Annotated in this window: 25 protein-coding genes; 21 read left to right on the top strand and 4 right to left on the bottom strand. The window is 57.9% G+C overall.

Annotated elements, in window-relative coordinates:
• The first annotated feature begins 173 nt into the window (after positions 1-173).
• The 12 genes from ACEN93_RS02180 to ACEN93_RS02125 all read left to right on the top strand — a co-directional run bounded on the left by ACEN93_RS02180 (position 174) and on the right by ACEN93_RS02125 (position 13,314).
• Positions 174-539 (top strand): response regulator, encoded by a 366-nt coding sequence (locus ACEN93_RS02180; RefSeq protein ID WP_490841583.1) that lies wholly within the window; start codon positions 174-176, stop codon positions 537-539.
• A 166-nt stretch (positions 540-705) separates the two neighbouring features.
• The gene (locus ACEN93_RS02175) at positions 706-1,995 is read left to right on the top strand and encodes a glycosyltransferase (protein WP_039768262.1); all 1,290 of its coding nucleotides are present in this window, start codon (positions 706-708) and stop codon (positions 1,993-1,995) included.
• 146 nt (positions 1,996-2,141) lie between these two features.
• Positions 2,142-3,005 carry a phosphatidylinositol-specific phospholipase C domain-containing protein gene (locus tag ACEN93_RS02170; RefSeq protein ID WP_163975143.1) on the top strand — a complete coding sequence of 288 codons (864 nt, stop codon included), beginning with the start codon at positions 2,142-2,144 and terminating at the stop codon, positions 3,003-3,005.
• 99 nt (positions 3,006-3,104) lie between these two features.
• The gene (locus ACEN93_RS02165; protein WP_039768255.1) at positions 3,105-4,010 is read left to right on the top strand and encodes an AraC family transcriptional regulator; all 906 of its coding nucleotides are present in this window, start codon (positions 3,105-3,107) and stop codon (positions 4,008-4,010) included.
• A gap of 226 nt (positions 4,011-4,236) precedes the next feature.
• Positions 4,237-5,547, top strand: coding sequence for an ABC transporter substrate-binding protein (locus ACEN93_RS02160; RefSeq protein ID WP_039768253.1), 1,311 nt, complete (start codon positions 4,237-4,239; stop codon positions 5,545-5,547).
• A gap of 145 nt (positions 5,548-5,692) precedes the next feature.
• Positions 5,693-6,619, top strand: coding sequence for a carbohydrate ABC transporter permease (locus ACEN93_RS02155; RefSeq protein ID WP_039768250.1), 927 nt, complete (start codon positions 5,693-5,695; stop codon positions 6,617-6,619).
• A gap of 8 nt (positions 6,620-6,627) precedes the next feature.
• On the top strand, positions 6,628-7,458 hold the full coding sequence (locus ACEN93_RS02150) for a carbohydrate ABC transporter permease (RefSeq protein ID WP_007957423.1): 831 nt from the start codon (positions 6,628-6,630) through the stop codon (positions 7,456-7,458).
• 23 nt (positions 7,459-7,481) lie between these two features.
• Entirely contained in the window at positions 7,482-8,585 is a 1,104-nt protein-coding gene (locus ACEN93_RS02145; RefSeq protein ID WP_039768248.1) for an ABC transporter ATP-binding protein, read from the top strand.
• A 16-nt stretch (positions 8,586-8,601) separates the two neighbouring features.
• Positions 8,602-10,077 carry a mannitol dehydrogenase family protein gene (locus ACEN93_RS02140; RefSeq protein ID WP_495610969.1) on the top strand — a complete coding sequence of 492 codons (1,476 nt, stop codon included), beginning with the start codon at positions 8,602-8,604 and terminating at the stop codon, positions 10,075-10,077.
• 123 nt (positions 10,078-10,200) lie between these two features.
• A complete protein-coding gene (gene xylB, locus ACEN93_RS02135; RefSeq protein ID WP_103386116.1) occupies positions 10,201-11,697 on the top strand; it encodes a xylulokinase in 1,497 nt (498 codons plus the stop codon).
• 13 nt (positions 11,698-11,710) lie between these two features.
• Complete coding sequence (locus ACEN93_RS02130; RefSeq protein WP_495610968.1) at positions 11,711-12,649, top strand: carbohydrate kinase family protein; 939 nt, start codon at positions 11,711-11,713, stop codon at positions 12,647-12,649.
• Between the two features lie 44 nt (positions 12,650-12,693).
• On the top strand, positions 12,694-13,314 hold the full coding sequence (locus ACEN93_RS02125; RefSeq protein WP_495610967.1) for a transglycosylase SLT domain-containing protein: 621 nt from the start codon (positions 12,694-12,696) through the stop codon (positions 13,312-13,314).
• 74 nt (positions 13,315-13,388) lie between these two features.
• On the opposite strand, the gene ACEN93_RS02120 is transcribed toward ACEN93_RS02125, so the two are convergent.
• Positions 13,389-14,690 (bottom strand): OprD family porin, encoded by a 1,302-nt coding sequence (locus ACEN93_RS02120; RefSeq protein WP_495610966.1) that lies wholly within the window; start codon positions 14,688-14,690, stop codon positions 13,389-13,391.
• Positions 14,691-15,052: 362 nt separating this feature from the next.
• Here ACEN93_RS02120 and ACEN93_RS02115 point away from each other — a divergent pair, with 362 nt between their 5' ends.
• Genes ACEN93_RS02115 through ACEN93_RS02095 form a run of 5 tightly spaced genes read left to right on the top strand, consistent with a single transcriptional unit; the run spans position 15,053 to position 20,814 of the window.
• A complete protein-coding gene (locus tag ACEN93_RS02115) occupies positions 15,053-17,146 on the top strand; it encodes a type VI secretion system Vgr family protein (RefSeq protein ID WP_495610965.1) in 2,094 nt (697 codons plus the stop codon).
• Positions 17,146-17,985 carry a DUF4123 domain-containing protein gene (locus ACEN93_RS02110; RefSeq protein WP_103386120.1) on the top strand — a complete coding sequence of 280 codons (840 nt, stop codon included), beginning with the start codon at positions 17,146-17,148 and terminating at the stop codon, positions 17,983-17,985. Before ACEN93_RS02115 ends, ACEN93_RS02110 begins: the two co-directional genes overlap by 1 nt.
• Positions 17,982-18,506, top strand: a complete 525-nt coding sequence (locus tag ACEN93_RS02105) for a DUF3304 domain-containing protein (protein WP_178082851.1) — start codon at positions 17,982-17,984, stop codon at positions 18,504-18,506. The genes ACEN93_RS02110 and ACEN93_RS02105 overlap by 4 nt, the downstream gene beginning before the upstream one ends.
• Positions 18,503-18,994 (top strand): DUF3304 domain-containing protein, encoded by a 492-nt coding sequence (locus ACEN93_RS02100; RefSeq protein ID WP_103386121.1) that lies wholly within the window; start codon positions 18,503-18,505, stop codon positions 18,992-18,994. Before ACEN93_RS02105 ends, ACEN93_RS02100 begins: the two co-directional genes overlap by 4 nt.
• Positions 18,991-20,814: a DUF2235 domain-containing protein gene (locus ACEN93_RS02095; RefSeq protein WP_103386122.1), complete on the top strand. Its 1,824-nt coding sequence runs from the start codon at positions 18,991-18,993 to the stop codon at positions 20,812-20,814. Before ACEN93_RS02100 ends, ACEN93_RS02095 begins: the two co-directional genes overlap by 4 nt.
• 184 nt (positions 20,815-20,998) lie before the next feature.
• On the opposite strand, the gene ACEN93_RS02090 is transcribed toward ACEN93_RS02095, so the two are convergent.
• Together ACEN93_RS02090 and ACEN93_RS02085 are read right to left on the bottom strand one after the other, a co-directional pair.
• Positions 20,999-21,295, bottom strand: a complete 297-nt coding sequence (locus ACEN93_RS02090; RefSeq protein WP_025109577.1) for a hypothetical protein — start codon at positions 21,293-21,295, stop codon at positions 20,999-21,001.
• A 362-nt stretch (positions 21,296-21,657) separates the two neighbouring features.
• Positions 21,658-21,795, bottom strand: coding sequence for a hypothetical protein (locus ACEN93_RS02085; protein WP_158248856.1), 138 nt, complete (start codon positions 21,793-21,795; stop codon positions 21,658-21,660).
• Between ACEN93_RS02085 and ACEN93_RS02080 the strand changes: the two genes are divergently transcribed.
• Together ACEN93_RS02080 and ACEN93_RS02075 are read left to right on the top strand one after the other, a co-directional pair.
• On the top strand, positions 21,788-22,048 hold the full coding sequence (locus ACEN93_RS02080) for a DUF2790 domain-containing protein (RefSeq protein WP_163975130.1): 261 nt from the start codon (positions 21,788-21,790) through the stop codon (positions 22,046-22,048). The two genes, ACEN93_RS02085 and ACEN93_RS02080, sit on opposite strands and share 8 nt — an antisense overlap.
• A gap of 90 nt (positions 22,049-22,138) precedes the next feature.
• Positions 22,139-22,537, top strand: coding sequence for a hypothetical protein (locus ACEN93_RS02075; RefSeq protein ID WP_495610964.1), 399 nt, complete (start codon positions 22,139-22,141; stop codon positions 22,535-22,537).
• Here ACEN93_RS02075 and ACEN93_RS02070 read toward each other — a convergent pair.
• A complete protein-coding gene (locus ACEN93_RS02070) occupies positions 22,534-22,803 on the bottom strand; it encodes a DUF1652 domain-containing protein (protein WP_039768222.1) in 270 nt (89 codons plus the stop codon). The genes ACEN93_RS02075 and ACEN93_RS02070 overlap by 4 nt on opposite strands.
• A gap of 371 nt (positions 22,804-23,174) precedes the next feature.
• On the opposite strand from ACEN93_RS02070, the gene eco reads away from it, so the two are divergent.
• Together eco and ACEN93_RS02060 are read left to right on the top strand one after the other, a co-directional pair.
• A complete protein-coding gene (eco, locus tag ACEN93_RS02065; RefSeq protein WP_039768221.1) occupies positions 23,175-23,660 on the top strand; it encodes a serine protease inhibitor ecotin in 486 nt (161 codons plus the stop codon).
• A 20-nt stretch (positions 23,661-23,680) separates the two neighbouring features.
• The gene (locus ACEN93_RS02060) at positions 23,681-23,986 is read left to right on the top strand and encodes an NIPSNAP family protein (RefSeq protein WP_039768220.1); all 306 of its coding nucleotides are present in this window, start codon (positions 23,681-23,683) and stop codon (positions 23,984-23,986) included.
• Positions 23,987-24,063 lie beyond the last annotated feature (77 nt).

The raw sequence follows: 24,063 nt of genomic DNA, 5'->3' as shown, positions 1-24,063 counted from the left end.
CTACATTTGCCTACGCCGAATCGCGGCCCAACAGTTATCCTTGCCCGCCCGTTTGCGCCTATCCTTTTTTTGTATGCCGTCGGGAACTTGTGGCTATGCGCCACTTACTCATGCAAGAGCCCGGCATTTTTGATCGACCGGCGCCCCGTCCCCCATTCTTGAGAGCCGCCATTATGTCCAGCCCTGAGTCCACCATCCTTGTAGTAGAAGACGATGCCATCGTGCGCATGCTGATCGTCGATGTGCTGGAGGAGCTGGAGTTCAAGGTTCTGGAGGCAGATGGCAGCGAGCAGGCGCTGGAAGTCCTCAAGGATACGAATCAGCACATCGACCTGATGATGACCGACGTCGGCTTGCCGATCATGGATGGCCGTCAACTGGCCACCGAAGCCCGCAATATTCGCCCCACACTGCCGATTCTGTTTGCCAGCGGTTATGCCGAGACCATTGAAGTACCGATGGACATGCATGTGATCGGCAAGCCATTTTCCATTGATCAACTGCGAGACAAGGTCAAAGCCGTTCTCGGGCAATCCTGAGCACGAGACTTCAATGTCTGAATGAAGCTTTCACACGCCCTGTCGATCGCCTTCTCCCTCGGCCTCGTCCGATGCAAACCCGATAAAAACGGATCACCCGACGCCTGGGTTATGGTCTAATCCGCGCGCCTTTTTTTCCGTCACTTCGTTCCAGGAACCGTTTCTCATGAGTCAGCCCGCAACCAAAGTCCTCGTCATTGGTTATGTCTGGCCGGAACCTCGTTCCTCTGCGGCAAGCGGGCATGTGATGCAAATTCTCGAAACGTTCCTGCGCCAGGGTTGGCAAATCACCTTTGCCAGCCCTGCCGGTGTTGGCGAACATCCGGCCGATTTGGGCTCGCTGGGAATCCATACGGTCCCGATCGAGCTGAACAGCAGCAGTTTCGACACCTTCATCAGCGAGCTGGCGCCGGATATCGTGCTCTTCGATCAATTCATGATTGAAGAACAATTCGGCTGGCGGGTAGAAAAACACTGCCCCGACGCGTTGCGTGTTCTGGAAACCTCGGATCTGCAAAGCCTGCGGCATGCCCGGCACCAGCGATTGAAGGACCGGCTCAAGCACAGCGATGATGCCAACGACTTCAATCAGTTGTTTGCGCCGGCGCTGGCCGAAGAGTTCGAGCTGATGGCTGACACCGATCTGGCAAAACGCGAGATTGCCGCGCTGTATCGCTGCGACCTGAACCTGATGATCTCGCAGGTGGAAATCGAGTTGCTGGTGCAGCAGTTCAAACTGCCGCGCGAGCTGTTGCACTGGTGTCCCTTGATGGTCGAAGCGCCCAGCACACCTGCGAAACCCTTCGAAGAGCGTGCGCACTTCCTCAGTATCGGCAATTTCCGTCATGCGCCGAACTGGGATGCGGTCTTGTGGATGAAATCGACCGTCTGGCCGTTGATTCGCGAACAACTGCCAAAAGCCCAACTGCATGTTTATGGCGCCTACACGCCACCCAAGGCAGCGGCGTTGCACAATGTTGCGCAGGGTTTTCACATCATGAACTGGGCAGAGGATGCGTTGCAGGTCATGTCCGATGCGCGTATTTGCCTGGCCCCTCTGCGTTTCGGTGCGGGCATCAAGGGAAAACTGATCGACGCCATGCTCTGCGGTACCCCCAGCGTCACTACCCCTATTGGCGCGGAAGGCATGCACACCGATCAGCCGTGGCCTGGCGCGGTCTGCCGCACGGCGCAGGACCTGGCGAATGCCGCGGTACAACTTTATCGCGACGAAGTCCGTTGGCAAGTTGCCCAGTCTCAGGGCAATACCCTGCTCAAGGACATTTATCAGCAAGCGGTCCATGGCCAGGCGCTGATCAATAAACTGCAGGAATGTCGCAAGAATATTGCAAAACTGAGACTCAGCAACTTTACGGGTGGCATGTTGCGACATCACGCTCACAAGAGCACGCAATACATGGCGCAATGGATCGAGGCGAAGAACCTGAACAAGTAAGCACACCTCCGAAACAAGCACAAACAACAACCAACAACCTGAATTAAATAATGAGTGGCCACTTAAATCCCCAAGCAATATAAACATCCTGCAAGCGCCATCACCTTTCAAAGTCGGCGCCATTAAAAACTTGCAGGCATGTATAGATGAATAATTTTTTGGATAATAACTTTGAGCTTCACAATTGGATGGCTGCCACGCCGGCGATCGATAACCTGTCTCTTACGGAGATGACTTTGCCGGGTGCTCACAATGCCGGCTGTGACCGTGAAGCATCTTATGCAGTGCCTCTGGCTGAAACCTGGATAGCTTGTCAGGATGTGCCGATCTATGCCCAACTCAACCGCGGCGCCCGGGCACTTGACCTCCGTCTGGGGTACTACGCCAAAGCGGACGACATGAAGAAATTCCAGTTCCAGCACAGCGGATATCTGTCTTCACGCCATTTAGGTGATCTGGTAATCGAGATCGAATCGTTTCTTGAAAGAAGTCGAGATGAATTTATTATTCTGGACTTTCATGAACTCAACAAAGGTTCAGACGAATTTGATTACCAGCTGTTCAACGACACCCTGCTCAAAAAACTTGGCGATCGAATAATTCCTGTAGAAAACAGGCATCTTGCGTTGCACGAGCTAAAAGCCGCGAGTCCTTTGCAACGATTATTAGTGGCAGCCCCCTATCACCACCAACTCGATCGCAGGTATTTCTGCGACAGGATCCCGCACTCGTGGATCAATAAAGAAATGGTCAGCGTCGATGATCTTTATCAATACATTAAAAGTGTCATGAAAGCTCCACCCGGTGGGAGGCCTTGGTCACTAAGCGCGACCTGTTATGGCATTATCGGCCCCCTACGCATCCTTGATGAGCTGGATAACTGGTTTGATCCGGACAAAACTGAATGGGCGCAGCGATGCAGCATCATTAATTTCGACTTCATAAAAAATAGTCGGATCGTTTCATTCTGCCGAACGGCCAACCTTGCAAAAGCCCGCAGAAAAATCTAATCACACCAGTGATTCAAAGCGCTGTCGAAGCCGCACACTGGTGCTAAGCACGGAAAACGAGGCATGATCCTCAGGCGATAACAAGAAAAGCACTCAGCCATGACCCGAACCGCTCGCGTGACCGATCCCTCCTACGAGCTGATGGATGACCACAACGGGTTGTCCATCATCTATCGCCAGCATGGTTTCCCCTGCCCGCTGGTGCGCTGGCACTTTCACAAGGAATACGAGCTGCACCTGATCGTCGCCAGTTCGGGCAAGGTGTTCATCGGCGACTACATCGGCAATTTCTACCCGCAGACGCTGTTCCTGACCGGCCCCAATCTGCCGCACAACTGGATCAGCCAGGTGGCCGAAGACGAAGTGGTCGAGAAACGCGACATGCTGGTCAACTTCACCGATGAGCTGTTTGAAAGCGGCCATCAGGTATTCGCCGAACTCAAGACCCTGGCGCCGCTGCTCGAGCGTGCGCAGTACGGCATCGAATTCCGTTCCCCGCACACCATTCGCCAAGCCATGACCCTGATGCAACGCATCGCCGATTCAAACGGCATCACCCGCCTCGGGCATTTTTTCATCCTGATGGAATTGTTGGCGGCCTGCGACGACTACCAGTTGCTGTCCGGCGCGACCACCCCGCAACTGGCCGACGAGCACAACATCGACCGCACCAACCGCGCAGTGGATTACATCTTCGCCCACTACGCCCGCGAGTTGCCGCTGGAGGAAGTCGCCGAGCACCTGGGCATGAAGCCGACCTATTTCAGTCGGGTGTTCAAGCAGGCCACCGGGCGCAACTTCATCGAATTCGTCAATCGCCTGCGTATCAGCAAATCCTGCGAACTGCTGGCGGACGGCGACAAACCGGTGACCGAGGTGTGTTTCGAGTCGGGCTTCAACAATATTTCCAATTTCAATCGGCGTTTTCAGCAGCTCAAAGGCATGACGCCTTCGCATTATCGGCGGTTGGTGGTGCAACGCCTGACCGAGCAAAACCACGGCTGACGCCGGAAAACCTGTACGGATTCATGCCGGCCGTCCTTCTGAAACGCCCTTCCCTGCGTTTGCCGCGCCAATCCCGAGTGCAAAAAAGTATCGATTCAAGTGCTAGGGATGATTTGTCAGCCCTGCGTCAGAAGGCTGTAATCAGTGCACATTCTTCCCCCGCTGGAAGAACACAAAAACAATAACTGTCCTTCTGCCCCCGCCGGGTGCAGAAAAGGAGTGCACGATGCAACCCACTGCAAAAGCTCTGCTGGCCCTCACCTGCATGACCCTCAGCAGCGTCAGCCTTGGCGCCCAGACCCTGACCATCGCCACCGTCAATAACAGCGACATGATCCGCATGCAAAAGCTCTCGAAAACCTTCGAGACCGAGCATCCGGACATCAAGCTCAATTGGGTGGTGCTGGAAGAAAACGTCCTGCGTCAGCGCCTGACCACCGACATCGCCACTCAGGGCGGTCAGTTCGACGTGTTGACCATCGGCATGTACGAAGCCGCACTCTGGGGTGCAAAAGGCTGGCTCGAACCGATGAAGGATCTGCCGGCCAGCTACGCCCTCGACGATGTATTTCCGTCGGTGCGCGAAGGCCTGTCGGTGAAGGGTTCGCTGTACGCCCTGCCGTTCTATGCCGAAAGCTCCATCACCTACTACCGCACCGACCTGTTCAAGGACGCCGGCCTGACCATGCCCGAGCGTCCGACCTGGGAACAGATCGCCGGCTTCGCCGAAAAACTCACCCACAAGGACAAGGAACAGTACGGCATCTGCCTGCGCGGTAAGGCTGGCTGGGGTGAAAACATCGCGTTGATCACCACCGTCGCCAACGCCTACGGCGCACGCTGGTTCGATGAGCAGTGGAAACCCGAATTCAGCGGTCCGGAGTGGAAGAACGCGCTGAACTTCTACGTCGACACCATGAAGAAATCCGGCCCACCGGGCGCCTCCAGCAACGGTTTCAACGAAAACCTCGCCCTGTTCAACAGCGGCAAGTGCGCAATGTGGGTCGATGCCAGCGTCGCCGGTTCGTTCGTTACCGACAAGACTCAAAGCAAGGTCGCCGATCACGTCGGCTTTACCTACGCGCCGCATCAGGTCACCGACAAAGGCTCGGCGTGGCTGTACTCGTGGGCACTGGCGATTCCGACCAGTTCCAAGGCCAAAGACGCCGCCAAAGAATTCAGCGCCTGGGCCACCTCAAAAGAGTACGGCGCACTGGTCGCCAAGACCGACGGCATCGCCAACGTTCCGCCGGGCACCCGTGCCTCGACCTACAGTGACGCTTACATGAGCGCCGCGCCGTTTGCCAAGGTCACGCTGGAATCGCTGAAAGCGGCCGACCCGAGCAAACCGACCCTCAAACCTGTGCCTTACATCGGCATCCAGCTGGTAACCATTCCTGAATTCCAGGGTGTAGGCACCCAGGTCGGCAAGCTGTTCTCCGCCGCGCTGATCGGCCAGACCACGGTCGACCAGGCACTGACCGCCGCGCAGCAAACCACCGAACGCGAGATGAAGCGCGCGGGTTATCCGAAGTAATCCTGCGCATTTCCATGTGGGAGCGAGCCTGCTCGCGATAGCGGTAATCCGGTCTCAATAAATGTGGCGGATGGGCCACCCTCATCGCGAGCAGGCTCGCTCCCACAGTGGATCGAGTCTGCCTTTTAAAACGGTTGTGATCACCATGAATACTTCAACTGCCAAAGCCCACATCGACCTGTCGCAGCCCCGGCGCAAAAGCCGCGTGGCCAATCCCGGCTGGTTTCTGGTCAGCCCTTCGGTGGCCCTGTTGCTGCTGTGGATGATCGTGCCGCTGGGCATGACCGTCTATTTCTCGATGATCCGCTACAACCTGCTCGACCCGGGCACCAACGAGTTCGTCGGGCTGGAAAACTTCACCTACTTCCTGACCGACTCCGGCTTCATGCCCGGCGCCACCAACACGTTGCTGCTGGTAGGCAGCGTGCTGCTGATCAGCGTGGTGTTCGGCGTGTTGATCAGTGCGCTGCTGGAGGCCAGCGAATTCTTCGGTCGCGGCATCGTGCGGGTGATGCTGATTTCGCCGTTCTTCATCATGCCCACCGTCGGTGCGCTGATCTGGAAGAACCTGATTTTCCATCCGGTGTCCGGGATCCTCGCCTACATCTGGAAACTGTTCGGCGCGCAACCGGTGGACTGGCTGGCTCACTACCCGCTGCTGTCGATCATCATCATTGTCTCGTGGCAATGGCTACCCTTCGCGATCCTGATCCTGATGACCGCCATGCAGTCCCTCGACCAGGAACAGAAAGAAGCCGCCCGCCTCGATGGTGCCGGCCCGATCGCGATCTTCTGGCACCTGACCCTGCCGCACCTGGCACGGCCGATTGCCGTGGTCGTGATGATTGAAACCATCTTCCTGCTGTCGGTGTTCGCCGAAATCTTCACCACCACCAATGGCGGCCCCGGCTACGCGTCGACCAACCTCGCCTACCTGATCTACAACCAGGCGCTGGTGCAGTTCGACGTCGGCATGGCCTCGGCCGGCGGCCTGATCGCCGTGGTCATCGCCAACATCGCCGCGATCATTCTGGTGCGGATGATCGGCAAAAACCTGACTGACAAAGCCTGAGGCCTGCCATGACTCTTCAACAATCCCGCCGGCTGCAAAGCCTGCTGCTCGGCACGCTGGCCTGGGCCATCGCGATCATCATTTTCTTCCCGATCTTCTGGATGGTGCTGACCAGTTTCAAGACCGAAATCGACGCCTTCGCCACGCCGCCGCAGTTCATCTTCACGCCGACGCTGGAGAACTACCTGCACATCAACGAGCGCAGCGATTACTTCAGTTTCGCCTGGAACTCGGTGGTGATTTCCTTCAGCGCCACGGCTCTGTGCCTGCTGATTGCGGTGCCGGCGGCCTACTCGATGGCGTTCTACGAAACCCAGCGCACCAAGGGCACGCTGCTGTGGATGCTCTCCACCAAGATGCTGCCGCCGGTGGGCGTGCTGATGCCGATCTACCTGCTGGCCAAGAGTTTCGGCCTGCTCGACACGCGCATTGCGCTGATCGTGATCTACACGCTGATCAACCTGCCGATCGTGGTCTGGATGGTTTACACCTACTTCAAGGACATCCCCAAAGACATCCTCGAAGCCGCCCGCCTCGACGGTGCCACCCTGGCTCAGGAAATGCTCCGCGTGCTGCTGCCGATCGCCAAGGGCGGCCTCGCGTCGACCGTGCTGCTGTCGCTGATCCTGTGCTGGAACGAGGCGTTCTGGTCGTTGAACCTGACTTCGTCCAAAGCCGCGCCGCTGACCGCATTGATCGCTTCCTACTCAAGCCCCGAAGGCTTGTTCTGGGCCAAGTTGTCGGCCGTCTCGACCCTGGCCTGCGCGCCGATCCTGATCTTCGGCTGGATCAGCCAGAAACAACTGGTGCGCGGCCTGTCGTTCGGTGCCGTGAAATAAGAATTCGCATGAGGAGCGCCACCATGGCCAACCTGAAAATCAAGAATCTGCAAAAAGGCTTCGAAGGTTTTTCCATCATCAAGGGCATCGACCTTGAGGTGAACGACAAGGAATTCGTGGTGTTCGTCGGCCCGTCGGGCTGCGGCAAATCCACCCTGCTGCGCCTGATCGCCGGCCTTGAAGAAGTCAGTGGCGGCACCATCGAACTGGATGGGCGCGACATCACCGAAGTCAGCCCGGCCAAGCGCGATCTGGCGATGGTGTTTCAGACCTACGCGCTGTACCCGCACATGACCGTGAAAAAGAACATGTCGTTCGCCCTCGACCTGGCCGGCGTACCGAAAGCCGAAGTCGAGAAGAAAGTCGGCGAAGCGGCGCGCATTCTGGAACTGGGCCCGATGCTGGAACGCAAGCCGAAACAACTGTCCGGCGGCCAGCGTCAGCGCGTGGCCATCGGCCGGGCGATCGTGCGCAACCCGAAAATCTTCCTGTTCGACGAGCCGCTGTCCAACCTCGACGCCGCCCTGCGGGTGCAGATGCGCCTGGAACTGTTGCGCCTGCACAAGGACCTCAAAGCCACGATGATCTACGTGACCCACGATCAGGTCGAAGCCATGACCATGGCCGACAAGGTCGTGGTGCTCAATGGCGGCAAGATCGAACAGGTCGGCTCGCCGCTGGAGCTGTATCACAACCCCGCCAACCTGTTCGTCGCTGGTTTCCTCGGTACGCCGAAAATGGGCTTTCTCAAAGGCCAGATCGCGCGCATTGACGGCGCGAGCTGCGAAGTCTCGCTGGACGCCGGTACCCGCATCAACTTGCCGTTCAACGCGGCGAATCTGAGCGTCGGCAGCGCCGTGACCCTGGGCATTCGCCCGGAACATCTGGAACTGGCGCAAGCGGGCGACTGCACCCTGCAAGTCACCGCCGACGTCAGCGAGCGGCTGGGCAGCGACACCTTCTGCCACGTCAAGACCAACGCCGGCGAAGCCCTGACCATGCGCGTGCGCGGTGATCTGGCGAGCCGTTACGGCGAACAACTGAACCTGCACCTGGACGCTGCCCACTGCCATCTGTTCGATGCCGACGGCGTGGCGCTGACCCGCCCGCTGCGCGCAGCCGCCTGATTTCGAGACTGACCCGATGAAACTGAACAAGCAAAACCTCAACCACCTGGCCGCCGAAGTCAAGCTTCCGGCCTACAGCCTGAGCGAAACCCGCCAGGGCATCGCCCACATTGGCGTTGGCGGTTTCCATCGCGCGCATCAGGCGTATTACACCGACGCGCTGATGAACACCGGCGAAGCGCTGGACTGGGCGATTTGCGGCGTCGGCCTGCGCGCCGAGGACCGCCGTGCCCGCGATGACCTCAAGGAGCAGGACTACCTGTTCACCCTGTTCGAACTGGGCGACAGCGACGACACCGAAGTCCGCGTCATCGGCGCGATCCGCGACATGCTGCTGGCCGAGGACAGCGCCCAGGCGCTGATTGAAAAACTCGCCGATCCGCAGATCCGCATCGTCTCGCTGACCATCACCGAAGGCGGTTACTGCATCGACGACAGCAACGGCGAATTCATGGCGCACCTGCCGCAGATTCAGCACGATCTGACGAACCCGCAACAGCCGAAAACCGTGTTCGGTTTCCTCTGTGCGGCGCTGGCCAAGCGCCGTGCGGCGGGCACTCCGGCGTTCACCGTGATGTCCTGCGATAACCTGCCGCACAACGGCGCGGTCACCCGCAAGGCACTGTTGGCCTTTACTGCTTTGCTGGATCCGGATCTGCACGACTGGATCGACGCCAACGTCAGTTTCCCCAACGCCATGGTCGACCGCATCACGCCGATGACCAGCACCGCGCATCGCCTGCAACTGGCGGACAAACACGCTGTCGATGACGCCTGGCCGGTAGTCTGCGAACCCTTCGTGCAATGGGTGCTGGAGGACAAGTTCGTCAACGGCCGCCCGGCCTGGGAAAAGGTCGGCGTGCAGTTCACCGACGACGTTTCACCCTACGAAGAGATGAAGATCAAACTGCTCAACGGCAGCCATCTGGCGCTGACCTATCTGGGCTTTTTGAAGGGTTACCGCTTCGTTCACGAGACCATGAACGACCCGCTGTTCGTGCGCTACATGCGCGCCTACATGGACCTGGACGTAACCCCGCAACTGGCGCCGGTGCCGGGCATCGACCTGACCGAGTACAAGGACACGCTGGTGGCGCGGTTTTCCAATCAGGCGATTGCCGATCAGCTTGAGCGTGTTTGCTCGGATGGGTCGTCGAAGTTTCCCAAGTTCACGATTCCGACGATCAATCGGTTGATTGCCGATGGACGCGAGACCAAACGCGCGGCCTTGGTGGTGGCGGCTTGGGCACTTTACTTGAAGGGCGTGGACGAGAATGGCGACACTTACTCGATTCCGGATCCTCGGGCGGCGTTCTGTCAGGGGTTGGTGGCAGAGGATGCTTTGATCACTGAGCGGTTATTGGGGGTTGAGGAGATTTTCGGGGTGGCGATACCGCGTTCGCCAGAGTTTGTTGCGGCGTTCGAGTGGTGCCTGAATAGCTTGCGTGAAGAAGGCGTGACACGAACTCTGGAAAAAATTCTCGTCGCCTGATCGTTCCCACGCTCTGCGTGGGAATGCAGCCCGGGACGCTCCGCGTCCCATTCAACAGCGGACGCAGAGCGTCCATTGAGGCATTCCCACGCGGAGCATGGGAACGATCTTTGTGGAGAGCATATGACAACCCAGCAACTCTTCCTCGGCATCGACTGCGGCACCCAAGGCACCAAAGCCATCATCCTCGACGCCACCAGCGGTCAGGTGTTGGGCCAGGGCGCCGCCGCCCACACGATGATCAGCGGCGCCAACGGCCGTCGCGAGCAAGACACCGCGCAATGGCTGGAAGCCTTCGCCCTCGCCACCCGCCGCGCTTTACTGGCGGCGAATGTCGACGGTCAGTCAATCCAGGGCATCGGCGTTTCCGGCCAGCAACACGGCCTGGTGCTGCTCGACGATCAAGGCCAGGTCCTGCGCCCGGCCAAGCTCTGGTGCGACACGGAGACCACACCAGAGAACGATCAACTGCTCGCTCATCTGGGCGGTGAGCAAGGTTCGCTGGAACACCTCGGCGTGGTCATCGCGCCGGGCTACACCGTCTCCAAACTGCTGTGGACCAAGGAACAGCATCCGGATGTGTTCGCCCGCATCGCGCGAATCCTGTTGCCCCACGATTACCTGAATTTCTGGCTCACCGGCCGTGCGTGCAGCGAATACGGCGATGCGTCCGGCACCGGCTATTTCAATGTGCGCACCCGCCACTGGGATTTGCAGCTGCTGCGCGACATCGATGCCAGCGGTCGCTTGCAATCCGCGCTGCCGGAACTGATCGACGCTCATCAAGCGGTCGGCACGATCCTGCCCGCAATCGCCGAACAGCTGGGCATCAACCCCAACGCGGTGGTGTCCAGCGGTGGCGGCGACAACATGATGGGCGCCATCGGCACCGGCAATATTCAGCCGGGGGCGATCACCATGAGCCTCGGTTCTTCCGGCACGGTGTACGCCTACGCCGAGGCACCGAAGGTCAGCCCGGATGCGTCGGTCGCGACCTTCTGTTCCTCGAGCGGCGGCTGGCTGCCGTTGATCTGCACCATGAACCTGACCAACGCCACCGGCGCGATCCGCGAACTGTTCAACCTCGATCTCGACGCCTTCAACACCTTGGTGGCCCAAGCCCCGATCGGCGCAGAAGGCGTGAGCATGTTGCCGTTCCTCAACGGCGAACGCGTGCCGCCCCTGCCCCACGCCAGCGGCAGCCTGCACGGCCTGACCATCGATAACCTGACCCAGGCCAATCTGTGCCGCGCCGCCGTCGAAGGCACCACCTTCGGCCTGCGTTATGGGCTGGATCTGTTGCGCCAGAATGGTTTACAAAGCCGCAGCATTTGCCTGATCGGCGGCGGCTCGAAAAGCGCGGTGTGGCGGCAGATCGTCGCCGACATCATGAACACCCCGGTGATCTGCACCGAGCAGAGCGAAGCCGCAGCCCTCGGCGCGGCGATTCAGGCGGCGTGGTGCAAATCGTGGTCGAACGGCCACGAAGACACCCTGGCCGATCTGTGCCAGCGCTGCGTGAAGCTCGATCTGAACAGTGAAACCCTGCCGGTTGCCGCGAATGTCGCGGCCTTCCAGCAGGCCTATGAACGCTATCGACTGCATGTCGCAACCTTATAAAGAGCAAACAACTATGTACCTGGTGTGTGGCGAAGCACTGTTCGATTTCTTCAGCGAAGACGATGCCGGCGGACAGGCATCGAAAGTCAATTTCAAGGCGATTGCCGGTGGCTCGCCGTTCAACGTGGCGGTGGGTTTGCGCCGTCTGGGCGTTGATTCGGCGCTGTTCGGCGGGCTGTCCACCGACTACCTCGGCCGACGCTTGCATCAAGTGCTGCGGGATGAAGGCGTACGCCCGGACTATCTGGTGGATTTCGCTGCGCCGACCACCCTGGCGATGGTCGCGGTGGGTGCCAACGGCTCGCCGCATTACAGCTTCCGGGGTGAAGGCTGCGCCGACCGTCAGCTGAGCCTGACCCATCTGCCATCGCTGGGCCCGGAAGTGCGCGGTTTGCACTTCGGTTCGTTCTCGCTGGTGGTGCAACCGGTTGCCGATACCTTGCTTGCGCTGGTGCAACGCGAAAGCGGTAAACGCCTGATCAGCCTCGACCCGAACGTGCGCCTCAACCCCGAGCCGAACATCGACCTGTGGCGCGAGCGGATCGCCACGCTGGTGCCGTTGGTGGACCTGATCAAAGTCAGCGATGAGGATTTGAACCTGCTGTACCCCGAGCAGGATCCACAGCGGGTCATCGAAGGTTGGCTGCAGCATCGCTGCCAAGTGGTGTTTCTGACCCGTGGCGGTGAAGGTGCAACAGTCTTCAACCGCGCTCACGGCTCATGGTCGGTGCCGGCAAGCTCGGTGAAGATTGCCGACACCGTCGGCGCCGGCGATACCTTCCAGGCCGCGTTGATCACCTGGCTGACGGAGCACGAGCTGGATTCGGTGGAAGGCGTGCAGCACCTGAGCCGCGAACAGATCGACGGCATGCTCAGGTTTGCCGTACAGGCCGCCGCCCTTACATGCAGTAAAACAGGTCCGGATTTGCCTTATCGCCACCAGTTGACCTGACCGCGTAGACTGGCGCCCTTTTTTGCACGACGGGATGACGGCTTTTGAATTCGGGGCGCACGGTTGGACTCTTGGTATTGGCGGCACTGTTGACCGGTTGCGGAACATCGCCACCGCGTTCACCGGAAAACCTCTGCGAGATTTTCCGCGAAAAGAGTGATTGGTACGACGCGGCGCAAGTCACGCAAAAGCGCTGGGGTGTACCGATCCAGGTGCCGTTCGCGATGATGTATCAGGAGTCCGGCTACCGCTATGACGCCAAGACGCCGCGCAAATACCTGTTGTGGGTGATCCCGTGGGGCCGGGTTTCGACGGCCTCCGGCTATGCACAGGCCAAGGATGAAGTCTGGTCCGACTACCAGAAAAGCACCGGTCGCTACGGCGCCGATCGCGAAGACTTCGACGACGCCATCGACTTCGTCGGCTGGTACATGGACAAGACCACCTCGATCAACGGCGTGTACAAGTACGACGCCTACAACCAGTACCTCAACTACCACGAGGGCTGGGGCGGTTTCCGGCAGAAGACTTACGCCAGCAAGGCGTGGCTGCCGCCGGTGGCGCGCAAGGTGCAGAACCGCTCGGACATGTACGGTCAGCAATACGCGGCGTGCAAGGATGATCTGAATCGCGGGTTCTGGAGCCGGTTCTGGCATTGGCTCTGACCTTCGGTGCCCTTTAGGACGCCATCGTGGGCAAGCCCGCGATGGCGTCAGTTCAAACACCGCCGACCTGTGGGTTACAACACCGAAAAGTTGTAACTCACAATCAACCGGGTCTCATCCACATCCCGGGCGAACTTCTCGTAGTTGGTGCGATAAGTCGCATTACGCAACCGCAGGCTGACATCCTTGAACGTCCCGGTCTGAATCACGTATTTCAACTCGCTGTCACGTTCCCACTCTTTGCCTTCCTGATCGCTGCCCGGGACCTTGATGTGATCGCCGTTCACGTAGCGGGTCAGGAAACTCAAACCGTTGATGCCGATCGCCTTGAAGTCATAGTCATAACGCAGCTGCCACGAACGCTCCTGGGCGGCGGCGAAGTCGTTGACCTGCACGTAGTTCATCAGGTACGGGTTGCTGCCATCCAGATACGGCATCGAGTTGTCACCGTTCATGCGCTGCCAGCCAGCGCTGAAGGTGTGACCGCTGATACCGTAGGACAGCATGCCGCTCAGCGCCCGGTTGTCGATGGACCCGGCTTTCGCATCACCGCTGTCGGCGCTTTTCAGCAAACGCAGATCAGCTTTCAGCACGCCGTCACCCAGCGGCTGATTCGCCAAAAGACCCACGAAGTGCTGGCGATAGATATCTTCAAGCTCGGCGTAGTGATACTGCGCGGTCAGGCGATCGTTGATCTTGTAGTCGAAGCCGTACATGTCGAAATGATCGGCGGTGGTGTTGCAGGCATAACGCTTGTTCTTGCAGTGCACGCGGATGTCTTGCGAATCGCTCGAATCCCGGGCGGTGTACTTGTCCAGCCTCGCGGCCATGAAGGTCAGGTCCTTCACCTCTTTGGAGGTCAGCATCGCACCGTTGAACATCGTCGGCAGCAGGCGGCCGTCGTTGTACTTGAGCAGCGGCAGATCCGGCAGCAGCGCGCCGTATTTCAGCACCGTATCCGAGACTTTGACCTTGGCGGTCAGGCCCATTTTTGCGTACTGACCTTTCGAGCCGCGCGGGTTTTCACCGCTGGACGGCAACAGGCCGCTGTTGCTGCGGTCCGGGCTGGAATCGAGCTGAAAACCCGCCATGCCCAGCGCATCGATCCCGAAACCGACAGTGCCTTCGGTATAGCCCGATTGCAGATTGAGAATAAAGCCCTGCGCCGACTCTTCGCGCTTGGACGCGCCCTGATCACTGGAGGTGTGCCCGTCACGGAAATCGCGGTTGAAGTACACCGTGCGCGACTCGATCTTCGCCGTGGTGTCTTCAAAAAAACCGCTGGCCTGGACCTGCGCGGTAAAACCGGCGCACAGCACAAAGGCTCCGAAGCCAAGCGACTGGCGCGGGGTGATGAGGGTAAATGGGGGACGCATTGAAAACTCCAACAGAACAACGAATGCGCAGAGGCGCAAACAACCAGAAATAGCTCCCGTCCCGGATCGATAAAGAACCGGGAGGCAGTGAACACGCGGGGGTGAACGGCAATGATGGCAGATGGCTTTGACGTGCTACAGGCGACTTTAGTCTGAAACTGACTGGTTGTTCCCGGACGCGGTATTCGGCGTTCGCGACAGATTGGTTCGTCCGCAAGTGCCTGTTTTACTGAGCCAAACCGTGGCCCTAAGGGTTTTCCCTATGGGTTCGGACCACTGCCTCTACGGCATTTGCGCCTTGAACGAGGCCGTTTAATCCTGCACCATCCGCCCACGCTAATCCAAAGGACGGAAAACAAGGCATGCTGGACGCCAATGCTACCCACATTACCCTCACGCTCGAAGGCGCTTCCGCCGACCTGCAGGTCCTCAGCTTCACCGGTCGCGAAGCCCTCAACGAACCGTTCCGTTTCGACATCGAACTGGTCAGCGCCCGTCCCGACCTCAACCTTGAAGAACTCCTGCACAAGCCTGGCTGCCTGACCTTCGGCGCCACTGGCGAGGGCAAGATTCACGGTCTGCTGTATCGCATCGAGCAAGGCGATTCCGGCAAGACCCTGACCCGTTACAGCCTGAGCCTGGTGCCGCAACTGGCCTACCTGCGGCACAACCATGACCAGCAGATTTTCCAGAACCTCACCGTGCCGAAGATCATTGCCCAGGTTCTGGAAGATCGCGGCATCCTGGCCAACGCCTACAGCTTCCAGCTCGGCGCCGAATACCCGGAACGCGACTACTGCGTGCAGTACGACGAATCCGACCTGCATTTCATCCAGCGCCTGTGCGAAGAGGAAGGCATTCACTTTCACTTCCAGCACAGCAGCAGCGGCCACAAACTGGTGTTCGGCGATGACCAGACCGTGTTCCGCAAACTGAAACCGGTCAACTACCAGCAAGACTCCGGCATGACCGCCGACAAACCGGTGATCAAGCGCTTCAACCTGCGCCTGGAAACCCGCACCAGCCGCGTCAGCCGCCGCGACTACGATTTCGAAAAACCGAAGATCCTGCCCGAAGGCGCCGCTAAATCCGAGTTCATGCCGGACCTGGAAGACTACGACTACCCCGGCCGCTTCACCACGCGCGAGCGCGGCAAGTTCCTCTCGACCCGCGCGCTGGAACGCCATCGCAGCGACTACAAACTCGCCGAAGGCAAAGGTGACGAACCGACCCTGACCAGCGGCCACTTCATGACCCTGGCCGAACACCCGCGCGCCGAATGGAACGATTTGTGGCTGCTGCTGGAAGTCTTCCACGAAGGCAAACAGCCGCAAGTGCTGGGCGAAAACGTCACCAGCGACGTCACCGACAACAAGAGCGATTTCCACCAGGGCTACCGCAACAGCTTCGTGGCCACCCCGTGGGACGCCCACTACCGCCCTGCCCTCGAACACCCGAAACCGAAAGTCCTCGGCAGCCAGACCGCCATCGTCACCGGCCCCGCCGGCGAAGAAATCCACTGCGACCAGTACGGCCGCGTGAAAGTGCAATTCCACTGGGACCGCGAAGGCCAGGCCGACGACAAAACCACCTGCTGGCTGCGCGTCGCCAGCGGCTGGGCCGGCGCAGCGTACGGCGGCATCGCCATCCCACGCATCGGCATGGAAGTGCTGGTGACATTCCTTGAAGGCGACCCCGACCAGCCATTGGTGACCGGCTGCCTGTACCACAAGGAAAACGTCGTCCCCTACGACTTGCCGGCGAACAAGACCCGCAGCACCTTCAAAACCCTGAGTTCACCGGGCGGCAAGGGCTACAACGAATTCCGCATCGAAGACAAGAAAGGCGCGGAACAGATCTTTATCCACGCTCAGCGCGATTGGGACGAGAACATTGAACACGATCAAAAGATTCGGGTTGGCAATGAACGGCATGACACGGTCGAAGCCAATGTTTTAAGTGAATTCAAGGTTGAAGAGCACCGCATCACTCATCTGGATCGTGTCAGTGAGATGCGGGCGAATGATCACCTCACCGTCGGCGTGACCCAGCATGTGAAGGTCGGCACCGGTCAGTTCGTGGAAGCGGGCACGGAGATTCACTACCACGCTGGTGAAAAAGTCGTGATCGAAGGCGGGATGGAACTGACGGCGAAGGCTGGCGGCAGTTTCATCAAGGTCGATGCGGGTGGTGTGACCATCAGCGGTGCGGAAGTGAAGGCCAACACCGGCGGTGCGCCGGGTGTGGGCTCAGGCATTCAGATCCTTGTGCCTTTCATCCCTGGCCTGGCCGCCCTCGACAAGGCCGGACGCTTGATGCAAACCCGGCTGAATCAAAAGATCGAGGCTGAATCGCTGGCCGTAGTGCCGAAGCTGAAGGCGCCGAAAGGCATCTGCGTTGAGTGCCTGAAGAAAGCCATGCGGGAAAAACTGGCCCTGCAATCGGGAGCCAATTGATGACGAAGGACGACGCAGCGAAAGCCTGGGTAGAGGCGCATAAAAACGCACAGTCGAGATTCGCAATCGTTGAAGCGGGCCTGCTCTCCGAGCCGGCTCGACAGCAATTCCTCAAATCCGATCCGTCACGCCGCCCCTTGATGCTTCAATCGGAATTCGCCGAATTGCGCAACTACGGCCCATGGCTCGTGGACGTCAGCGACATGGAATTCGAGGCCTTTCTCGCCCACGAATACTTTACCGGCTGCACTGCCATGGCCATCTGGATCCGCACCGACTGCCCTGCCGACAAACTCGCGGCGCACCTGAGCGACGCCTTGCTGGCAAAAAACGAAGCCGGCGAAGTCCTGATGATCCGCAGCTACGCCCCCGAAGTACTGCCGATGCTCCACGCCCGCGACGATCTGTCTTGGCATGCCTGGCTTTTCGGCCCGTTGCAAGAGTGGTGGGTGCCAACGGCGGATGATGAGTGGCAATGCTTCAAAGGGCTCAACCTGGAACAACCGGGCAAGTACCAGCCGATTTTCCTCGACGCCAGGTTATGGAAGGACATGGAGGTCGACCCCCTGCCCTACAACCTGACCACCGAACTGGAAAAAGACGCGCCAGAGGTATTCACCAGTAGCTGCCATGGCGACCGGTTGAACCAGGTCAAGCAGGCGCTGGACGCAGGTCGCGCAGAAGGCTTGTCGGACCCGGAAGACGTCAGCCTGTTTGCCAGCCTGCAATTGATGGATCCCGAGTTTCCGGCGAATTGGCCGATGTGGAACAAAGCCAAAGAGCGGGCTGTTGGGGAGAAGTTGCCGCTTGGGGTTGTGATGAGGGAGTTGTCGGAGTGAGTCGACAACTTAATAACCACAAAGGGAAATATCGAAGTTCAGCAATCGGCATCCTGACTCTTTCCTTCCTTGTTCTGGCCTTGTTCGTTTACAACAGCACCCGAACGCCAGGTGCGGCGTTGACGTCCCATAACTACATGAACAGGCCCGTTGGCAGTTACTGGGTCAATGATCACTGGGGCGGAAATGGCGGTGTGACTTGTTGCTGGGACCTGTCCGGTGACCAGGCAAAAATAGTCTGGATCCTGAGCCTGTCAAAATCTCAGGAGGAACAGGGCATGACGATAGAGCGGCACGAAGCGTTATTGCCCATGCCCGAGCGAAAAGCAGGAGACGATACATTGCACGTCTACTTTCTCCCTGAAAACAGCATCGAACTTGTTTGGTCCTCAACAACACTGGACACAAAACACGCACCGAACGAAGCAGCCTGTTCTCAAGTAAAAGACGAAAAAGGAAGTTCCTCAAAGCGACTTCCGACTGAGCAATACCCAACATCAGGAAGGAATCTAGCAGTATGACTGTGGCTATGAACATGAAGCGGCAAAAAATCTGGCGCCGCCGCAACCTGGTCATTGGGCTGCTTGTTTTACTGCTGCCTTTCCTGGGTTCGTACCTTTACAACCAGTTTCGTACGCCTGGGGCGATGCTGACCTCTGAAAATCATATGGAAAGGCCAATTCTCAGTTTTTGGATCAATGATTTTTGGGGGGGTAATCTTTTTGCGATGAGTCGGGGCGGCGTAATGTGCTGCAAGAGAATCGAGGGGCCTACTGTTAAAGTTACTTGGATCCTCAGCCGCACCGGAGAGCAACTCCGACAAGGATTAAAAAAAGAAAACCATGAACAGACTTTGCCTCTACCCGAGCGCCAGCGAAATGACGTCTATCTTCATGTCCGCTTTCTTCCTGGCAATATTGTGGAGCTAAAGTGGAGCCCTGGCCTTATCAGTCCATTCGATGAGGTTCCGAAATTGGAAAGCAATAAAGTGCAAGGAGGCGGGGAATGAGTACCACCAATAATCTGGATCGCGCTCAATCAGTCAGTACCAAAGCAAGCAGTTGCGCAGGGAATCAAAAAAAAGCCGTTTTGCCCTGTGAAACAACATTGCAGTTAAGCTTCTTTTTTGATGGATTCGGGCGAAATTTAGCTAGTGACCTCAAGGAGGATTGCCTAAGCAACGTTGCTCGCTTATTCCTTGCGCACCCTGATGACAAGATAAAAAAAAGCGAAACAGCCGAAAAAATTCGAAGATTTTATATTTCCGGTTTGGCTACCGAGTTCGACGCCACGCTTGGCGGTGCTGTCGAATTAACGGGTGCAGGATTGGAGGGTGCAATAAGCAAAGCAAAGGATAGCGCTACCAAATCACCCGAGGATACGGCAAAAAATAGCCCATTAGATGCCGTAAAAGATGTTCTGACAGGGAAAAAGTGGTGGGAATCGCTACTCAACAACCTCAAGATCGGCAATGTCATTACAGGCGCGATCAAAGCGGCCGCACCTGCAGCTCTTGATGTTTTTGCAATTACGCGTGATAACGAAATAACAGCTACTTACCTGAAAACTGGCGTCGATACACGGCTTGAAGCAGCATTTAAAGTTGTGGAGGACACCCTCGAATCAGCAAAAGCCGAGACAGGTGTCCCGGTAAAACGAGTTGCAGTGTCTGTTTTCGGATTCGACTTCGGCGCGAGCCTGGCCCGGGCGTTTATCCATAAGCTATTTGAAGAGTGCGATCCCGGCACGACCACTCTGAAAGGCGTAAAACTTGAGGTGATTTTTGCTGGCTTGTTCGACTCTGTGGACCGAAGCGGCGAAAGCTCCATCGTCTTGGAGTATTTAATTCCAATCGTAAATACTGTCGACGATGGCGAATGCTTGGCAGGCCCTGTCAAATCTGCTCTTCATCTCGTGGCGGCACACGAATGTCAAGACACCCGCCGTTCTAGATTGATCGGGACTGGCACCTCAACCCCGAAATGGGAAGAGCGCCTGGTACCAGGTACAAGTTATGACGTAGGGGGCGGTTTAAAAAAACGAGACGTGCCTCATAGCACTGAACTTCATCTGGCGAGCCTGCACGAGATGTATCAAGCGGCTTATCGCGCCGGGGTGCCATTTCTTACTCTAAATGAATTGCATGAAGCCGATGCGGATGCTGCTGAGTTCTTTGTTCTCAATGATCACATCAATGGCACCAGCGCGATCGGGGCAAGCAAAGACTACATGAGCAATGCAGGCAACAAAAAAGTGTCTGCTGAAGGCTTTTTAGCTCACCGACGTTTATACATCCAACGATTACGCGGTCTGTGGGAGCTTTATCGCGGACAACACAAAGCATATGACGACGCGGAGGAGCGCCTTCAACGTCCTATCCTTGGCAAACAAGGTTCAATTGCACGTGCACTGGGGATGAGCAGTGAAAGCGATGCTGACGCTGCAAAACGTGATCAAGCTCTAAAGCAAACGCAGCAAGACAAGGCTGCCCTTCGGAAAGAACTGTCTTGGCTCGAAGAGGTGGATCGCGAAGCATGGAGGCTGAAAACCAGTTTTCCTTCAGGCCCCGTTAAAGCTTTGCTGGACGAATGGTACAGCCCCGTAACCAAGCCCCTCAGTTTCGATGTTGAGGATCTGCTTGAGTTTTATGTTAACGATCAATACATGGTTCAACAGTTTCCCCAGACCCTGTCCACTCCGATACCAAAGTATTTCCGCGTTAGGGAATTCGACATGCCTAGCCTAAACAAGACCAAAGGTATGGCACCGGATTATCTGGAGCAGACGATGCGTAAGCCATCGACGAGATCGTCCGGCGCATCGACCTGAAGCAAGGAAAAATCTACAGCGGGGCTCAAGACGAAAACCTCGACAATAGAGTTCTGAGTTGACCAGCCCGTTTGATTCCAATCGGGGCTAGGCGCTCACGCTTTGGGCATTACAAGCCCACACATCAACGATCAAAACGGGCAGAGATACTCCGCCCGTTCGTGTTAAACCGTCCCGAAAATCATCAAACCGGCGCCTGCCAGTTCAACATTTTCTGCTGCGCAACCTGAAGCAAATCACTGCCGTCCTGCGTCAGCAGGTACAGCGCATGGGTGATGTGGGGAATGTCCTGGACATCGGCGTGTTTGAAGCACAGGCAGTGCAGGGTTTCGAGCAGGTCGGCTGCGGCGCGGATGCGTTGTACGGCGGCTTCGAAGAGGTCTTTCGGGTTGGCTTGGGTGTCGATGACCAGCGGTGCGCTGTCGGTGACGCCGCTGTTGAGCGGGAGATAGCGGGCGGAGCTTAATTTCAGGATTGGCATTGGAATTACTCGATTAGGTTGTAAGTAACCGCCGACACCGTGACCAAACGATGGGGAGGCGGACTGTGCGCAGGCTTGGTCAACCGAGAACAACCCAACTCAGCACGCCCGAAGGCGACCCTGCACACAGCCGCCACTGCAATGCACTTCGAGGACATAGATGTCCACGGAGCGAATAATGGCACACTTGTGAGGGCTGTTATTTTAGGTGACCAAACCTAAGTCGCTGATTTTGCAGCGACGCCAAACCATAACCGCCCCGCTCCAGCCCCCGAAAGCAGACAAGGCATCCACCCTTGTAGGAATCCGCCGAGACTCCCCCGCGAAACAATCCCCGCCCAGACAGCCGGCGTTCAGCCCGGTTAACCATCGCTTAACGCCGCGGTCAAAAACTCTACTGAACCGCACGCCCTCAGCCCTTGGCTGACGCCCAGTGCGGCAGGTTTGGCTGGCAATCCGCCGAACTCCATTTCCGTCGCACCGGAGTCCATCATGAACATTTGTCCGTTCCTGCTCACCACCGCCCTCGCCTGCACCGCGTTTGCCGGGCTGGCCCAGGCCAATGACACCTCCAAGGCTGTTCCCTATGAATACGGCATGCCGCTGCATGTCGCCAAAGTGGTTTCCCTGACCGAGCCGCAGACGCAGGAGTGCAAGGTCATCACCGCCGACATGAAGTATCTCGACAACACCGGCAAACCGGAAGAAATCAGTTACCGGAAATTATCTGACGCATGCAGCTTCCAGAACTGACAGAAAGCTCTGATTTGCGGCTTTGCGGTAGGCGAGCACGGGTCTCGAAGAGTATGCTCGGGGCCCTCCTCACTGCCGCAAGGATTCGCCATGCAGTTGTCGTTTCGCACGCTATCGACCCTCACCTTCTCTCTGTGTTTTCTGCTTTCCCTTGCATGGGGCCTGGCGCCACAAGTGTTACTGGCGATCTGGAGCATCGAGTATTCGGAGGCAGCCGGATTCGTCGCACGGCGCAGCGCGGTGCTGTTTGCAGCCTTGGGGGTGATGTTTTATCTGGTGCGCAACGCGCCTGTGTCGATCGCGCGCAATGCGCTGAGCAACGGCTTTATCGTCGGCTGTGTTGGCCTGGCGGTGCTGGGGTTTGCTGAATGGCTCAACGGCCACGCCGGCCCCGGGATTCTGCTCGCGGTGCTGGTCGAGTTCGCGCTGGGCCTTGGCTTCTTGCAGGCCCGGCGCGTGACGGTCGAACTGGGTGAAACAGTCGGTTAGACGACTCGGGATCGCGGCACTGAATGATGGGTTGCCGTTTGTTGCGCAAGATCCGAGCGCAACCCGGCGATCAGGCCGTTGATTTCGCGACAGCTGTTCAAGTGACTGGCATCGATGCCACTCACCTGCAGCTCAACCTGATCGGTCTGGTGATCGCCATACACCTTGACGGTCATCGACAGATCCGGGGACAGCGTGCATTGGCAGCGTTTCGGTAGAAAGCTGCTTTCAATGATGTTGCGGAGTTCCAAGGCAGACAGAAACATGGCGAAACCTCTCCTTACTGTGAGACTGCCAATCAAGTATTCACGTTGACCGTTGCCACGGCTTCCCACGGGTGTATCCCCGCTGAATCCCTGGATGTGACAAGCGGCTGTACTGCGAAATGCCCATTGGAGTGTAGGCGCCCGAACTCGGTGCGCTGCACCAAATCAACGCATAAAACGTGCCTTTCATCAGGTTGCATTCACCTCCTTGCAAATCAATGACTTGGCCAAAGTGCAGGCAACTGGCCAGTTGCAAAATGCAAGATTCGATCGTGCAGGCACTGCAATTTGCATGCGGTTGGCGGTTTGCATTCATCGCCTGTGACAGTGAGAATGCCCGTCAACCAACGTACACCCGCCAGGAGGCTTCAATGGGAAATTTCACCGTCCGCGCGACGGCCGGCCTGATGCTCGCCAGCCTGTCCACCCTCACCCACGCCGCCAAACTTGAAGACACCGCGCCTTATCCGAAGGCCGAAGCGGGCTTCACTCGCCAAGTCATCCACCTGCCGCAGCAGGCCCAGGAAGAAAACTTCAAAGTCGAAATCCTCGCTGGCAAGACCCTCGAAGTCGACTGCAACCGCCAACGCCTGGGCGGCACCCTCGAAGAGAAAAACCTCGAAGGCTGGGGTTATCCGTTCTACCGCCTGGAAAAAGTCAGCGGCCCGATGAGCACGCTGATGGCCTGCCCGCCCGGCACCCAGAAAAAGCGAGCGTTCGTGCCGGTGATCGGTGACGGTTTCACCGTGCGCTACAACAGCAAGCTGCCGATCGTGATTTACGCACCGCAGGACGTCGAAGTGCGCTTCCGCATCTGGTCGGCCTCGGACAAGATTGGCGTGGCAATACCCGAATAATCTGCAAAGGAGCCGCAGCCTTGATTACCTGCCACGTCAGATACGTCATTGACCCCTATCAGTTGGACGCATTCGAGGCCTACGCCAAGACCTGGCTCGGCATCGTCGAACGGCTGGGAGGAACGCATCATGGTTACTTCCTGCCCTCGGAAGGCGCGAGCAATATCGCGTATTGCCTGTTCAGTTTCCCGTCGCTGGCGGATTACGAAAGCTATCGCCACATCGCACTGACCGACCCCGAAAGCACGGCGCTGGTGGCCGATCTGGTCGAAAAGAAGTTCATCATCAGCTACGAGCGCAGCTTTCTACGCCCACTGCTGCCCTGAACGCTTCAACGCCGTTGGCAACTGCCAACGGCTGATAGCTGCGCAACTTGAAATTCCGACTCATCTGCCCAAGGAAG

This window comes from Pseudomonas sp. Pseusp21, assembly GCF_059492145.1.
This window is presented reverse-complemented; position numbering and strand designations above follow the sequence as displayed.